Origin of the sequence: Pseudomonas sp. GL-B-26 (assembly GCF_019947405.1) — a bacterium.
Lineage (GTDB): Bacteria > Pseudomonadota > Gammaproteobacteria > Pseudomonadales > Pseudomonadaceae > Aquipseudomonas.
In genome coordinates this window covers 1-15099 of sequence record NZ_JAGYGJ010000017.1, presented here as the reverse complement: position 1 = coordinate 15099, position 15099 = coordinate 1, and the positions used below count along the sequence as shown (strand labels likewise).

General features: G+C 57.4%; 16 protein-coding genes and 2 pseudogenes. 9 read left to right on the top strand and 9 right to left on the bottom strand.

Annotation, left to right across the window (positions count from 1 at the left end; translation table 11 throughout):
• Positions 1-24 precede the first annotated feature (24 nt).
• The 3 genes from KGB23_RS13240 to KGB23_RS13230 all read left to right on the top strand — a co-directional run bounded on the left by KGB23_RS13240 (position 25) and on the right by KGB23_RS13230 (position 2756).
• Positions 25-1044, top strand: a complete 1020-nt coding sequence (locus KGB23_RS13240) for an AbrB family transcriptional regulator (protein WP_223431394.1) — start codon at positions 25-27, stop codon at positions 1042-1044.
• 272 nt (positions 1045-1316) lie between these two features.
• Complete coding sequence (dapF, locus tag KGB23_RS13235; RefSeq protein ID WP_223431393.1) at positions 1317-2129, top strand: diaminopimelate epimerase; 813 nt, start codon at positions 1317-1319, stop codon at positions 2127-2129.
• A gap of 3 nt (positions 2130-2132) precedes the next feature.
• On the top strand, positions 2133-2756 hold the full coding sequence (locus tag KGB23_RS13230) for a hypothetical protein (protein WP_223431392.1): 624 nt from the start codon (positions 2133-2135) through the stop codon (positions 2754-2756).
• A 164-nt stretch (positions 2757-2920) separates the two neighbouring features.
• On the opposite strand, the gene mqo is transcribed toward KGB23_RS13230, so the two are convergent.
• On the bottom strand, positions 2921-4567 hold the full coding sequence (gene mqo, locus KGB23_RS13225; protein WP_223431391.1) for a malate dehydrogenase (quinone): 1647 nt from the start codon (positions 4565-4567) through the stop codon (positions 2921-2923).
• A gap of 387 nt (positions 4568-4954) precedes the next feature.
• Between mqo and ilvD the strand changes: the two genes are divergently transcribed.
• Complete coding sequence (ilvD, locus tag KGB23_RS13220) at positions 4955-6637, top strand: dihydroxy-acid dehydratase (protein ID WP_223431390.1); 1683 nt, start codon at positions 4955-4957, stop codon at positions 6635-6637.
• Between the two features lie 46 nt (positions 6638-6683).
• On the opposite strand, the pseudogene KGB23_RS13215 reads toward ilvD, so the two are convergent.
• From KGB23_RS13215 to KGB23_RS13200, 4 genes and pseudogenes are all read right to left on the bottom strand, one after another.
• Positions 6684-6887: pseudogene (locus KGB23_RS13215) on the bottom strand (methyl-accepting chemotaxis protein); the annotation flags it as partial.
• 107 nt (positions 6888-6994) lie between these two features.
• Positions 6995-7942 carry a phosphatidate cytidylyltransferase gene (locus KGB23_RS13210; protein ID WP_223431389.1) on the bottom strand — a complete coding sequence of 316 codons (948 nt, stop codon included), beginning with the start codon at positions 7940-7942 and terminating at the stop codon, positions 6995-6997.
• Positions 7939-8538, bottom strand: a complete 600-nt coding sequence (locus KGB23_RS13205; RefSeq protein WP_046049021.1) for a lysophospholipid acyltransferase family protein — start codon at positions 8536-8538, stop codon at positions 7939-7941. Before KGB23_RS13205 ends, KGB23_RS13210 begins: the two co-directional genes overlap by 4 nt.
• Positions 8525-9157, bottom strand: coding sequence for a CDP-alcohol phosphatidyltransferase family protein (locus KGB23_RS13200; protein WP_223431388.1), 633 nt, complete (start codon positions 9155-9157; stop codon positions 8525-8527). The genes KGB23_RS13205 and KGB23_RS13200 overlap by 14 nt, the downstream gene beginning before the upstream one ends.
• A 279-nt stretch (positions 9158-9436) precedes the next feature.
• Between KGB23_RS13200 and KGB23_RS13195 the strand changes: the two genes are divergently transcribed.
• From KGB23_RS13195 to msrA, 3 genes are all read left to right on the top strand, one after another.
• Positions 9437-9868, top strand: a complete 432-nt coding sequence (locus KGB23_RS13195) for a nuclear transport factor 2 family protein (protein WP_223431387.1) — start codon at positions 9437-9439, stop codon at positions 9866-9868.
• Between the two features lie 146 nt (positions 9869-10014).
• Positions 10015-10416, top strand: coding sequence for a GFA family protein (locus KGB23_RS13190; RefSeq protein WP_223431477.1), 402 nt, complete (start codon positions 10015-10017; stop codon positions 10414-10416).
• 79 nt (positions 10417-10495) lie between these two features.
• The gene (msrA, locus tag KGB23_RS13185; protein ID WP_150657296.1) at positions 10496-11002 is read left to right on the top strand and encodes a peptide-methionine (S)-S-oxide reductase MsrA; all 507 of its coding nucleotides are present in this window, start codon (positions 10496-10498) and stop codon (positions 11000-11002) included.
• Between the two features lie 47 nt (positions 11003-11049).
• Here msrA and panB read toward each other — a convergent pair whose 3' ends face one another.
• From panB to KGB23_RS13170, 3 genes are all read right to left on the bottom strand, one after another.
• A complete protein-coding gene (gene panB, locus KGB23_RS13180) occupies positions 11050-11850 on the bottom strand; it encodes a 3-methyl-2-oxobutanoate hydroxymethyltransferase (protein ID WP_223431386.1) in 801 nt (266 codons plus the stop codon).
• Between the two features lie 112 nt (positions 11851-11962).
• Positions 11963-12766 (bottom strand): helix-turn-helix transcriptional regulator, encoded by an 804-nt coding sequence (locus tag KGB23_RS13175; protein WP_223431385.1) that lies wholly within the window; start codon positions 12764-12766, stop codon positions 11963-11965.
• 77 nt (positions 12767-12843) lie between these two features.
• Positions 12844-13461: a LysE family translocator gene (locus KGB23_RS13170; protein ID WP_223431384.1), complete on the bottom strand. Its 618-nt coding sequence runs from the start codon at positions 13459-13461 to the stop codon at positions 12844-12846.
• 188 nt (positions 13462-13649) lie between these two features.
• Between KGB23_RS13170 and KGB23_RS13165 the strand changes: the two genes are divergently transcribed.
• Both KGB23_RS13165 and KGB23_RS13160 read left to right on the top strand, forming a co-directional pair.
• Positions 13650-14135, top strand: coding sequence for a MaoC family dehydratase (locus KGB23_RS13165; RefSeq protein ID WP_223431383.1), 486 nt, complete (start codon positions 13650-13652; stop codon positions 14133-14135).
• A 208-nt stretch (positions 14136-14343) separates the two neighbouring features.
• The gene (locus KGB23_RS13160) at positions 14344-14763 is read left to right on the top strand and encodes an organic hydroperoxide resistance protein (protein ID WP_223431382.1); all 420 of its coding nucleotides are present in this window, start codon (positions 14344-14346) and stop codon (positions 14761-14763) included.
• Positions 14764-14863: 100 nt separating this feature from the next.
• On the opposite strand, the pseudogene KGB23_RS13155 reads toward KGB23_RS13160, so the two are convergent.
• Positions 14864-15099 (bottom strand): annotated as a pseudogene (locus KGB23_RS13155) (IS4 family transposase); the annotation flags it as partial.

Sequence of the window (15099 nt, the reverse complement as noted above, 5' to 3'; positions counted from 1 at the left end):
AATCAAGGAAGACTCATCAACACCATGAAAACCCTCCTGTGTTTGCTGATCGCCACCGGCGTCGGCACCGCGCTGCAGTACGCTGGTATCCCCCATGGTCTGTTGCTGGGTTCGATACTCGCCACCGCGTTGATCGCCAGCAACTTGCGTTTTTCTCCCGCGCTGCCCTTCAGTCTTGTCTACGTGCAAATCGTGTTGGGGATCGCGACCGGTCTGATGTTCACCTCGTGGAACAGCCAAACGGCGGCCGCCATGTTACCGAGCCTGGGCTTCATGCTGCTGGGCCTGACGGTCCAGAGCGCCGTGGCCGGTGTGTGGCTGCTCAAGGTCTCGGGATGGAACCCGAAGGACTCCCTGTTAGCCGTGTATCCGGGCGCGCTCGCCGCCGTGTTCGATTTACTCGAGTCCGAGCGCGCGTCCAGCAAAGTGATCGTCGTGCACCTGGTGCGACTGCTGTCGATCACCGTGCTGGTCAGCTTCTGCATTCCCGGACAGACCGACGTGGCGCTTGCAGAGAGCAGCCCGCTGCTGCTGAGTACCGCGCTGACCCTGCTGTCGCTGATCGCCTTGTGCCTTTTGCTCGGCCGCTTGCTGTTGCGCGTTGGCGTTCCGGCGCCGTTCATGCTCACCGCGATCGTCGTCACCGGCGTCTACCTCAAGATGGGCTATCTCCAGGCCTTCCACATGCCGTCATGGAGTGTCGACACCGCCGTGGTCCTCCTCGGCGTGCTGATTGGCTCGAAATTCAAAGACATCAGCCTCGCAGAACTTGTCCGCCACGGACGGGCCGGGCTGATGGCCGTCGGCCTGATGCTGCTGATCGCAGCAGCGTTTGCCGCAGTGGCCGCCCGGGTTCTGGGCAGCGATCCCTTGTCGTTGTGGCTGGCGTACATGCCTGGCGCCATCGAAACCATCGCCCTCGTCGCCTTCAGTGGCGGGCTGAACGTGGTGTTTATCCTGACCCATCACCTGGTGCGAATGGTCGTGCTGCACTTTGCGCCAGCGTTGGTCGTTCAGGCACGGCGCTGGCGGGAAGATGTTTGATCGCAGAAAGGACTAAGTGGGAGAGATCGTGGCCAAGGCACCAATCAAAATGGTCAACACCAGAAATCCACCCAGGAAAATCGCCATCTTGCCCATTGGGCCTCCTACATTATGAGTTTGCGGTGCAGCGGTTTCCGCGACTGCGGAGCGTGCCGTTATTGTGAGCCGGCGGCTGTGTGCGTTACAGATGCAGATAGCGCAGGAAAATACGGATCAGAACACCAAACTGGGGCTAGATCGCCTTTAAACGTCATTTCCGCCAGGATCTATGTATGCCGCTGAGTTTTCATAAAATGCACGCCAATGGCGATGACTTCGTCATTGTGGACTCGCGAAACGCGGCCAATCCAATGACAAGTACCCTGGCTCGGCGAATGGGTGATCGGCACCGAGGAATCGGATTCAATCAACTCGCGGTGGTGCTCGATTGCGATGATGCAGATGCGCGCTTGATGTTTTGGAATGCAGATGGCTCCACGCTGGATGTTTGTGGCAGCGCAACGCGGGGTGCCGCAGATAGGCTGATGCGCGAATCAAATACCACTTCGATAGCGCTCCGAACCAACCGTGGCCTACTCACTTGCGAACGAACTTCGACCGGCGCAATTTCCGTCAACATGGGAAAGCCGCTTTTCGGCTGGTCGGATATTCCCCTGGCTCTGGAACTGGACACTGCTGTTTTGCCACTTGCTGGTGACCCAACAGCGTGCAGCATGGGCAATCCGCACTGCACCTATTTTGTGGATGATCTGACGGCCATTGATATAGCGACAGTTGGACCGACAATTGAAACCAATGCCCTATTCCCCCTCAGGACGAACGTGCATTTCGTCCAGATCATTAACCGAAAGCACATTCGGTTGCGCATTTGGGAGCGCTGGGGTGGTATTCCGCTCGGCTCAGGATCCTGCTCTTGTGGCGCCGCTGTTAATGGAATTCGTCGTGGTTTATTAGACAATTCCGTTGAGGTTGAATGTGATGGGGGAACTGTGACGGTTCAATGGGATGGCGTGGGACCTGTCTTTCTCATCGGACCGGTAGAGACAACTTTTTCGGGAACTATCACGGTCAAGGATCGAGGATAGGGAATGAGTATTTTCAGTCGAATAAAAACTTTAGTAAGACGTGGCCAGGAAGAGCAAGTCGCCGGCTACTCCATTCCAGAGTTGAAGTCAGTTTTTACTGAGCCTTTACCACACCTCCCTCGGTCTCTAACCGACTATCCGCAAGTGGCATCTTTGGACGATATCGGTATCTCGGCCTATTACTCTGCTTTCTTAATCGGCAATGAAGACGCTCATAAATTTTCGGCACTCGTCGAATCAAATTTCAGGTTCAAGACTGAAAAACTATTCAACGACCTTCCCGTAAAACGTTATTCAGACATCCGAGAAAACAACCACCTGATCTATTTCAGATCCGACGGAGAATTTAACGCCACAACGATACGGATGGTTACGAACAGCGTCGAATTTCTGAACATCATTCAGCTTGAGAAATTGGCCGTTCCGCCACCCTGGATAGCGTTTGAGGGGTACAACCCTTTGTGGTGGGGAGGAAATATGCAAGGTGCTCAGGGCTACTATAACGACAGCTACTTCTCACCGTTCTTCACTAACTTAAGCGGAGCAGAAAGGGAAATTTATTACGCAAGATACAACGCGCCGAATGAATGGACGAATTGCGTGGAATTGATGTACGACGTTGAGTGATCGTTTACCTTTCTGGGGCTGCTTCGCAGCCCAACGGGAGCAAGCTCCCTCGCCACAAAAGCATCTCCTTTTGGCGACTCTCGCAAATTATCTGCACTGAATTTCGTGCACAAAAAAGCCCACTGACCGTCGCCGGTTCAGTGGGCTTTTGATTCGGCCTCTAGTTACAGAGCCATATCAGTCGCAGCATTAGCCTTCGGCGCCTTAGCAGGAGCAGCCGGAGCAGCAGCCGGAGCCACCATCTGACCAATCGCCGGTGGCGGAGTCAGCTGCAGCACCTTGGCGGTGTAAGCCCACTCTTCAGCAACCTTCTCAGGACTGCCATTCAACTGAGTGCCATAGCTCGGCACGATCTGGTGCAGCTTTTCCTGCCAGGCTGGCGAAGCAACCTTGTCCTTGAACACTTTCTGCAGCACGGTCAGCATGATCGGTGCAGCAGTCGATGCACCCGGCGATGCGCCCAGCAGACCAGCGATGCTGCCGTCCTGCGAAGCAACAATCTCGGTACCCAACTTCAGCACGCCACCGGCAGCTTCATCACGCTTGATGATCTGCACGCGTTGGCCGGCTTGCCACAGGCGCCAGTCTTCGGCTTTGGCGTTCGGGAAGTATTCTTTCAGGGCGTTGAGGCGGTCTTCGTCAGACAGCATCAGTTGGCCAGCAAGGTACTCGACCAGCGGGTATTCCTTGATGCCGACTTTGGTCATTGGCCACACGTTGTGCGTGGTGGTGGTGGTCAGCAGGTCCAGGTATGAGCCTTCTTTCAGGAACTTGGTGCTGAAGGTCGCGAATGGGCCAAACAGGATGACGCGCTTGCCGTCCAGGACACGGGTGTCCAGGTGCGGAACCGACATCGGCGGTGCGCCAACGGAGGCTTTGCCGTAGGCCTTGGCCAGGTGTTGCTCGGCGATGGTCGGGTTTTCGGTCACGAGGAACGAGCCGCCTACCGGGAAGCCTGCGTATTCCTTGGCTTCAGGAATGCCGGACTTCTGCAGCAGGTGCAGTGCACCGCCGCCCGCGCCGATGAAGACGAACTTGGCGTCGGTTTCGGTTTTGCTGCCGTCTTTCAGGTTTTTGTAGCTGACGCGCCAGCTGCCGTCTTCGTTCTTGGTGATGTCTTGCACTTCGCTAGACAGTTTCAAGTCGAACTTTGGCGTGGTTTGCAGGTGCGCAACGAACTGGCGGGTGATCTCGCCGAAGTTGACGTCGGTACCGATCGGAGACCAGGTGGCCGCGACTTTCTGGTTCGGGTCACGCCCTTCCATCATCAGCGGAACCCACTTCTTGATCACAGCCGGGTCTTCGGAGTACTGCATGCCGGCGAACAGCGGGCTCGCTTGCAGGGCTTCGTAGCGCTTTTTCAGGAACTTGATGTTGTCATCGCCCCACACAAAGCTCATGTGTGGCGTGGAGTTGATGAACGAACGCGGGTTCTTCAACACGCCTTGCTGAACCTGCCAGGCCCAGAACTGACGGGAGATCTGGAAGGCTTCGTTGATTTCAACGGCTTTCGGGATCTGAACGTTGCCTTTATCGTCTTCCGGGGTGTAGTTCAACTCGGCCAGGGCGGAGTGACCGGTACCGGCGTTGTTCCAGCCGTTGGAGCTTTCCAGGGCGACGCCGTCGAGGCGCTCGACCATTTCCATCGACATACCCGGTTCCAGTTCATTGAGCCAGACACCGAGGGTCGCGCTCATGATGCCGCCGCCGATGAGCAGCACATCGACTTTCTTTGCCTCTTCCGCTTGCGCGGACGCGATCCCCATCGACAAAGCCAGCCCCAGCAGGGCCGTGTTCATTTTTTTAAACATGTGTAGCACCTATGATAAAACGCCATCCGCCCTTCCATCCCCACGCTTGAGGCCCCTGGTTCACGGCATGCAGGCAGCATGCTGTGGGTTCCGCACTCATAGGGATTGGAGGGTGGGCACACAAGGCCGACGTGTCTCCATCGACCTCAGTTTATATGTCCCTACTGAACTGACTTTTTATCGTTATTGGCTTCAGCTACTTGAGCGACAGTGATTCTGTTGGCGCGTCTCAAGGACGCGCAAACTGAATAGGTCAAAGCAAGTTAGGGCGAAGAATATCACGACACGGCAAACCCGCGCGTCTGTTCCCGACTTGATAGTCCGGGCACGGGCGCTGAGCCCACTATACTCATCGTGATTTTCTCGACGAGCCTGTGAGGAGCAGTCATGAGCGACAAAGACGATTTGCGCAAATATTCCTCCCAAGTGGTCGACGGCGTGGAACGCACGCCCGGCCGCGCCATGTTGCGTGCCGTGGGTTTCACGGACGAGGATTTCAAGAAACCGCAGATCGGCATCGCCTCCACGTGGGCGATGGTCACGCCCTGCAACATGCACATCGACAAACTGGCGATTGAAGCCGAAAAAGGCGCGAATGCCGCCGGTGCCAAGGGCGTCATTTTCAACACGATCACCATTTCCGACGGCATCGCCAACGGCACCGAAGGCATGAAGTATTCGCTGGTGTCGCGGGAAGTGATCGCCGATTCCATTGAAGTCGTAGCCGGCTGCGAAGGCTTTGACGGTCTGGTGACCGTGGGCGGTTGTGACAAGAACATGCCGGGCTGCCTGATCGGCATGGCACGGCTGAATCGCCCGTCCATTTTCGTCTATGGCGGCACCATCCGGCCGGGTGCCGGCCACACCGATATCATCTCGGTGTTCGAGGCCGTGGGTCAGCACGCACGGGGCGACATCAGCGAGATTCAGGTCAAGCAAATCGAGGAAGTGGCGATTCCAGGCCCTGGTTCCTGCGGCGGCATGTACACCGCCAACACCATGGCTTCCGCGATTGAGGCGTTGGGCATGAGCCTGCCCGGTTCCAGCTCTCAGGAGGCCGTCGGCAGCGACAAGGCGTCGGACAGTTTCCGCGCCGGTCAGCAGGTCATGGAGCTGCTCAAGCAAGACATCAAACCGCGCGACATCATGACCCGCAAAGCCTTTGAAAATGCGATTCGGGTGGTGATCGCCCTCGCCGGCTCAACCAATGCCGTGCTGCACCTTCTGGCCATGGCGCATGCCGTGGATGTCGAGCTGACGCTGGATGATTTCGTCGAGCTGGGCAAGGTGTCCCCGGTGGTGGCCGACCTGCGCCCCAGCGGTCAATACATGATGAGTGAGCTGGTGGCCATCGGCGGTATCCAGCCGCTGATGAAGCGCATGCTCGCCGCCGGCATGCTGCATGGCGATGCGCTAACGGTCACCGGCAAAACCCTGGCCGAAAACCTGGAAAACGTGCCCGACTACCCCGAAGGTCAAGACGTGATCCTGCCCTTCGACCAACCGATCAAAAAGGACTCGCACCTGGTGGTGCTGCGCGGCAACCTTTCACCCACCGGTGCCGTGGCCAAGATCACCGGCAAGGAAGGTTTGCGCTTTGAAGGCACAGCGCGTGTGTATCACGGCGAGGAAGGAGCTCTGGCCGGTATCCTCAACGGCGAAGTCAAAGCCGGCGATGTGATCGTGATTCGCTACGAAGGCCCAAAAGGTGGCCCGGGAATGCGCGAAATGCTCTCGCCCACGTCGGCGGTCATGGGCAAGGGGCTGGGCAAGGACGTTGCGCTGATCACCGATGGCCGCTTCTCCGGCGGTTCGCACGGGTTTGTGGTGGGTCATATCACGCCCGAAGCCTTTGATGGCGGGCCGATCGCGCTGATTGAAGACGGCGACAAGATCACCATCGACGCCGAAACTCGGCAGATTACGGTCGATGTCTCCGACGCCGAACTGGCCGATCGCAAGACACGTTGGGTGCGCCCGGAATCCAAGTATAAACGCGGGGTGTTGGCCAAGTACGCGAAGACCGTGTCCAGCGCCTCGGAAGGCGCGGTGACGGATAAGTACCTCTAGGCGTTTCATACGCGAGCTCGACAGCTGCTACGGGGCGCGTTATGGCTTAAAGTCTGAACCGATCCACTGACTGCGACAGCTTGCCCGCCAGGGTAGACAACTCATCGGTGGTCGAGGCCGTCCGGCCGATGATCTTGCTGTTGCCTTCGGACATGCCGGCAATCATTTCGACCTGATGGGCGATTTCGTTGTTGGCCAGGCTCTGCTCGCCGATGGTGCGGGTGATGTCATTGACCAGTTGCGTGGTGGTTTGCTGAAAAGGTTATCGACTGGCACGAGCGGTTAATGAAGCGAATATCCATACGCGCATGTCTTTACGACATGCGGTATGTTTTTTCGGTTTTGATGGCGCCCGAATCAGGCAGCAGAGAAGAAGTATCGCGTCAGGTGAAAGAAGATTGGCGCGGCGAAGCAAATCGAGTCCATCCGGTCGAGCATGCCGCCGTGACCTTTGATCATGGTTCCCCAGTCCTTGGCGCTCAAACTGCGTTTGATCGCCGACATGACCAGACCACCGAGGAAGCCCATCACCACGATGACGAACGACATCATCAGTGACTGCCAGAAGCTGAAAGGGGTCATCCAGAACATGCAGCCGCCAATCAGCGTTGCAGACAGGCCGCCACCGACCAGTCCTTCCACCGTTTTTGACGGACTCACCAGCGGCGCAACCTTGTGCTTGCCGAAGAGCTTGCCGAACACGTACTGCAACACGTCACTCAACTGAACGACGAACACCAGATAGAACAGCAGCAGCGCGTTTTGGCCGGTGAATCCTTGCAGATCCAGGAGCAAAAGCGCGGGCGCATGGCTGATGCAATAAATGCAGATCATCACGCCCCACTGGATCTTCGCCGTCCTTTCCAGGAAGCCGTCAGTGTCCTGACTCAGCACCGCAATCGCCGGTAGCAGCAGGAATGAATACACCGGAATCAGCAGCGTGAACATCGAATACCAGTGCGTACCGATCAGAATGTATTGCAGCGGGATCAGGATGAAAAACGCCGAAAACAAGGCGTTATGGTCACCCCGTCGGGTCGGAGTCAGGGTGATGAACTCTCTGAGCGCGAACAGTGAGATGAATCCGAACAGGACGACCGTTGCATTGCCGCCCAGCAGGTAGGAAACGAAGAAGATGATGACCATCCCCCACCAGGCATTCACGCGCTGATTGAGGTTTTCGATGGTCGAGACAGCGCCTTCTGTGTTGGCCCGCCGGGCCAGCAGTCGACCGGCCAGCGAAGCTATCGCCAGCAAGCATGCCAATCCAAAAAAGAACCACAAAAACTTTGCTTCAAGACTCATTTCGACAGCCCCACAATGGCGTTACGCGCGCGTTCCAGAAACACCTGTTTATCCTCGCCAGCAATCCTTTCCATCGGATTGCCGATACGGATCGTGCAGATGATCGGCAGAGGAACGTGTTTGCCTTTGGGCATGGAGCGATGAAGGTTTTCCAGGTAGATAGGCACCAGGTCGACATCGGGAAAGGTCTCGGCCAGCCGGAAAAGACCTGATTTGAATTCCCCGGGCAGTGCCTCGGATGACCGAGTGCCTTCCGGAAAGAAGATGATCGAATGACCCGCCTGCACCACATCGAAAATGGGCTCCAGCGCGTTTTTACCGGGCGCCGGTTTACGGTCAATCAGCACGGCATTCAGGCCTTTCTGGGAGATGTACGACAGAAACCGGTTCTTTCCCCAGTAATCGGCAGCGGCGATCGGCTTCACATTCAACCTCGCCTCGGGCGGCAGGGCCGCAATGATGGCCAAGGTGTCCATATGGCTGGTGTGATTGGCGAAATAGATTCGCTGACGCGTGAGATCCGGTGGGCTCTCCCATCTGGCCGTGACGCCAATCAGCAATCGAAGAACAGAAATCAGCGCATTACTGATCCACATGGTCGGCCCCTTTCAGCTGCCTGGCGATCGCCAGCGTTCGTGTGACGCAGGTTGCGACTGAGCCAATGGCGATGACAGCCAGCGCGATCAACAGTACGTAGTGAGTGCCATAAACGTTTGCTTCGATGGCATTCAGCAGCAGTCCTGCGGTCATTACGGCCATTCGATGCTGCTTGGCCATAGGGCCGATGAAGGTCTGCTTGAGGCCAATCGAGCCGCCGAACACCCTCACATAAGCCGTCAGTGCCGCCGCCAGGGCAGCGAACCATCCGAGGTCGGATTGCCCAATGGCATACCCCAACCCGACGATCAGCAGGCTGTCGGCAATCCGGTCCGGGAATTCGTTGTAGAGACTGCCGATATCGGACTTCTTGCCGCCCTCTATCGCCACCATCCCATCGAAGAGGTTGCACAGCAGGCGCAACTGAATGCCGATCGCGCAGCAGATCGATCCAATGACACCGCTATCAATATTGAGCGCCACGACGCCGGCAAACGCGAAGGCGATGCTGGCAACGGAAATCTGATTGGGGGAAATGTCTCTTTTCACCAGAATGTCGGTGATGCGTCTTGCCCAGCCCGCAGAGCGCGTCTTGATGGGCCTTCTGTTGTCATCCACTAGCCAATATCCCTATAAATGATGAGTTACTACGTGTTGCATTGTAATGGCGAGTTGCGCCGACTACACCCAGCAATTGCAGTCTTTGCTAACGAACCCTGCTCTTCCCAGACAAAAGTTTTCACCTTCATTTTTCGGGACGTCGTTCCGACCTTAAACCTCGAGACAAACCCTCAACGCACGTTCGTTTTTTTCTCGGCCGCATGCTAGGTTGTACGATGACCGATAAGTGATATTTTCACTCTCGCTCTGACGACCCACAACAACAAGGAAACACCCATGAAAAAAGTGAAAGTGCTGATTGGATTCTTGTGCCTCTTCAGTGGCTACGTAGCCGCCGCCCCTGCTTCCGTGGACAAGGATGTTGCGCAAGCCGTCGATCATCTGACGCAGGCCATGTTGCACAAGAACATTGCCGAACTGAAAGCGCTGACCGCCGAGAACCTGACCTACGGGCACTCCAGCGGGAAGATCCAGGACAAGAAAGCATTCATCGACGATATCGAAACCGGTAAAAGCGCGTTCAAAACCCTGGAAATGCAGAACCAGACCATCACCGTATCCGGTGACGTGGCGTTGGTCCGCCATCACTTCTCGGCACAAGCGCTTAAAGGCACCGAAGTGGTTCCGACTGAAATCGAGAACTTCCAGATTTGGCAAAAACAGAAAGGCCACTGGTTGCTGGTAGGTCGACAAGCGTTCAAGTTCTGATTTTTGTGTAACGAAGGGGACATCGGTTAGCCAGGCTACGGTGTCCCCTTTTACTGCAAGACGATGACGGTTGACCGGACACTTGGGTTTTACTCAACCCGGCAGACCGCTAGAGTGGCGCGACCGACACCTGAGAAACGATGAACATGGATGCACTTCACCAAGGAAGTTGCCTGTGCGGCGCAGTGAAATATCGAGTAGCCGCCGAGCTGAAAGCGGTTACCCATTGCCATTGCAGCCAATGCCGCAAGAGCCACGGGGCAGCGTTCGCGACGTATGCAAGCGCGCCCAGGTCGGCGATTACGATCGTTGCGGGAGTCGAGACGCTCAAAACCTTTCACTCGTCTGAAGGCGTCGCCCGACAGTTCTGTGGCGAGTGCGGCTCTTCGCTGTTCTGGTCTGATTCCAAAGGTGAGTTTTCGGGCTGGATGTCAGTGGCGATAGGCACGCTGGATACGCCGTTCCTGAGTGAAAAACAGAAACACCTGTGTGTTGCATCGAAAGCGCCGTGGTACGCAATCGAGGATCGGTGGCCGCGGACCGAGTGAGCGCTTTCGGCCAAAAAGCGAAAGCACATGAGGTACATTGATACCTGATTCCCAAATTCAATGATGGAAGGGACCGTATATGACGACGCGAACTGAAACTGCCATCCTGGCCGGTGGCTGCTTCTGGGGCATGCAGGATTTGCTGAGGCGTTACCCCGGCGTGCTGTCCACGCGGGTAGGCTACTCGGGCGGCGATGTGCCCAATGCCACTTACCGCAACCATGGCACGCACGCGGAAGCGATCGAGATCGTGTTCGATCCGGACCAAATCAGCTATCGCCAGATCCTCGAGTTTTTCTTTCAGATCCACGATCCGACGACGACAAATCGTCAGGGCAACGATGTGGGTGTGAGCTACCGCTCGGCTCTCTTCTATCTCAACGATGAACAGAAGCAAGTGGCCGAGGACACGGTAGCCGACGCTGATGCATCTGGCTTGTGGCCCGACAAGGTCGTCACTGAAATCGTGCCCGCTGGCCCGTTCTGGGAGGCAGAGCCGGAACATCAGGACTACCTCGAACACTATCCCAACGGCTACACGTGCCATTTCATTCGGCCAAACTGGAAACTGCCTAAACGAGCGTGATGGTACGGCCAGAAGCGGTCCCGCCTGCAGCTATTGGCGAGACCGCTTCACGCCGAATACCCATGCTCCCCCGCCGGAAAAGCGCCCCCCTTCACCGCCGCCACATACGCCTCCAGCGCAGACTGAATGCTGTCTTGCCCGGCCATGAAATTGCGCACGAATTTCGGCGTGCGACCGGTCAGGGACAGACCGAGCATGTCGTGAAGGACCAACACCTGGCCGTCGGTTCCCGCCCCGGCGCCAATGCCGATCACCGGGATGCGCACGGCCTGGCTGATCTGCTCGGCCAACGGACTGGGCAGGCATTCCACCAGCAACATCGCAGCACCGGCCTCTTCCAGGCGCAGGGCGGCCTCGACCAACTGACGGGCCCGAACCGGATCGCGTCCCTGAACCTTGAACCCGCCCAGAACGTTGACGGATTGCGGGGTCAAACCCAGGTGTACGCACACTGGAACACCGTTCTCGGTCAGTCGGCGGACGGTGTCAGCCAGCCAGATATCCCCTTCAAGCTTGACCATGTGCGCGCCCGCCTTCATCAGGCAGCCGGCACTCTGCAATGCCTGCTCAAGGGTCGCGTAACTCATGAACGGCATGTCGCCGACGATGAAGGCACCGGCATTACCGCGTTTGACGCAGACGGTGTGGTAGGCCACGTCTTCGACCTCCACCGGCAAGGTGCTGTCGTGACCGTGCAATACCATTCCGAGGGTATCGCCGACCAGCAACATCTCCACGCCGGCACTACTGGCGGCTTGGGCGAACGTGGCGTCATAGCAGGTCAGCATGACGATTTTCTCGCCGCGCTGTTTGAGTCCTTGCAGAGTGGTCAAGGTGATATCGGGCATGACTAATGTTCTCGTGCTGTGGCTGGAAGGATCAATCGGACACGGCGCTGCTGCGAAATCCGGGTGAGCACGAATCTCGGCGGTGCAACGCTTTGGGTCAGGGGTCGAGCGTTTACGCGGGGTTACACCAGCGCGAAGGCGAAATACCGAAGGCCTTCTTGAAGTGCCTCGACATGTGGCTTTGATCGAAAAAACCCGCATCAATCGCCGCATCCGACAGCGCCAGCCCCGCTTGGGTGAGCGCTTTCACCCGGTCCAGACGCCGCAGGGTGAGATAGCGGTGCGGACTGGTGCCGAAGAACACACGAAAGTCATTTGACAGGCTCCAGCGATCGCGCCCGGCGCAATCGGCCAGGTCGTCGAGGGTGATCGGCCGATCAAGGTTGTCGTCAATGTACTCGCGGGCTCGCGCCGCAGCGGCGAAGTGGTGGGCTGTCCGGCCGGGAGACTGGCCCGCGAGTTCTGCCAGGGTTATCACGAAGGTGTAGAGGGCGTCGTCTTCCGCCAACGAATCCAGTTCGTCACCCAGCGTATCGAGCAACGCATCGGCCGCAGCGGCCAGACGCGGATCCCGGGTGACGCCTGCCTTGAAAAACGGCAGCGGCTTGCCCTTCACAATCTGCTGAACCAGGGATGGCGGTACGTACACGCCGCGATAACGGAAACCCGCCTCGGAACCTGCGCAACCATCATGTGATTCGTCTGGATGCACGATCATGGTTTCACCGGGCAGGCACAGTTTCGACTCACCCCGGTAATTGAAACGGTGCACGCCGGCGACGGTTCGTCCGATGGCGTACGTGTCGTGCCGGTGAGGGTCGAAGGCGTGCGCGCAGAAGAACGCTTCGAACCGCTCAAGCTTCGAAGCCTGGGGAGCATGTCTGACCCAGTCTCTTTGCGAAGGGTGATCTTGCATGGTGGCGCACCGGTGCGATTGCAGATATGTACCTTCGAAACCATAACACGACGGATCGACACGTAGCTCAACCCGGTTCATGTCGCCTGAACGTGCAAGTAGAACGCGTGGAACATGAAGAAAGCACAGGCCACCAGCGCCAAGCCCATCAGACGATTGAACACCGTGAAGTAAGACTCACGGGTGATACGTCGACCGAGGATGGCGCCCAGCAGCGAATAGACACCGGGCGCCCCACCACCGGCGATCGCCAGCAGCGCAGAGACGATCGCGATGGAGGCACCGGTGATGTGCGCCGCCGGCAACATGACGCTGGTGATCGGCAATACCACCATGATGCCTTTGGGATTCAGCACCTGAATCAAAAATCCGTTCCAGAACGTCAGGGTCTTTTGCGCCGCTACCGCAGGCTCGCTGCCCTCCCCCGGCACCACCGTCGTTGCGGTATAGACCTGGTAGGCGAGATAGAGCGTATAGAGACCGCCGATCAGGGAAATATAAGGCAGCGCCCCTTGGGAAATAATCGCTTCACCGGTGTAGCCGAAGAGGATGAACAGCATCAACAACGCGCAGCCCACGCCGACGAAGAAGCCCAGGGAACGCCGAAATCTACCTGTCAGCCCGGCATTCAGCGCCATGAAATTGACCGGCCCCGGGCTGTACATCACGCTGAAGGCGTAGAGAAAAATGTCCATGACTTGCCTGTAATTAACCCAAAAACGCGGTACGAATCGTGGAGTCTACGCAGGCAATCTGGTGCTTGGCTTGTACGTTTGTGGGTCGCGAATTAGCGGGTTGACGCCTGGCAACAACCCACTTATTGATTGAACACGCTCATCGGTTTTTCCGGTTGAGAACGCCTCATCAATAAAAGGATTATTCAGTGATCAGCTTCAGACAGCGCGCCGCCAAAGGACTGCAAGTGGGCGACAGTTTCACGGTATCCCGCCGCTTCAGTGAGCAAGACATTCAGCGCTTCGCCACCATTTCCCGCGACTACAACCCGGTGCATTTCGATGCGCGTTTCGCCGAGGCCCGCGGCTTCAGGGCACCGGTTTCCCATGGCCTGCTGACGGCCAGCCTGGTCACCGAAATCGGTGGGCAGATCGGCTGGTTGGCGTCAGGCATGATGTTCCAGTTCAAGAAACCCGTGTATGCCGGCGACACCATCACCTGCCATTGGGTGATCACGGACATCGATGAAAAGGACCGCGCCACGGCGGCTATCACGATGACCAACGAGGACGACATCGTCGTGCTGGAAGCACAAACCAGTGGCGTCGTGCCGGGCGTGAAGGAGCGAGAAATCCTGACGCAGATGCTGTGCGAAGGTGATCCCACAAACGGTGTAACGGCCCTTGGCGAGTGACGGCTTCCCGCGCATCTGCGAAGAGTCAGGAGACAAGATGATTTGTATCGCTGTGTATTTTCGCCGGCGATCTTACACAGCGTTACACAACCACTGAATCAGGACACATACGCAGTACATGAAGGTGAAAAAGTGGGCGGCGTCGAACACCTGGCGTTCTCCGATGAACCCAGGCTAAAGAGCCCAACACCCCACCAGGAGCCACCTCATGATCAATGAAATCGATACCGTACTTTATACCGGCAAGACCCACACGACCGGAGGCCGTAACGGCGAGTCGCGAAGCAACGATGGACGTTTGGACGTCAAGCTTTCCGCGCCTGGCTCGTCAGGGAGCGGCACCAATCCCGAACAGCTGCTGGCTGCAGGTTGGTCGGCCTGTTTCATCGGTGCAATGGGTAAGGCGGCTGTCGCATTGAAGGTGACCCTGCCGAGCGACGTCGCTGTCGATGCCGAAGTGGACCTGGGCAAGACAGAAGACGCCTTTTTCCTCCAGGCGCGCCTCAATGTCAGCCTTCCGGGTCTGGACCCTGCTGTTGCACGGGCGGTGGTGGATGGCGCCCACCAGCGGTGCCCGTACTCCAAGGCGACCCGTGGCAACATCGACGTTACGATCAATCTGGTTTAAACCAAAGCACTCCGTGCAGCGCTGTTTACTTAGGGTTGGGGGTACATATCCGTTTCTGTGGTGATGGCTGATTACGGTTTCGCTTTTACAGCCAGCCCTTTCAAGGTCTTTTGACTTTAGCGGCCTTGAGCACCCGATCCGTCGACACGTGGGCATTCGCGGCTTTGCCTTCAAGCCACTCCTTTGTTTTGGGCACCTTCGGACCTCGTTTGCTCTTGACGACCGCTTTGGGCTGGATGTTTCGAGCGAGTGCAAGCAGGTACTGAGCCAGCCCTCCTGCGGGGATCGGAATGGATGAGTGCTCTGCTGGCAGAGCTATTTGCATACCCTCGTAAC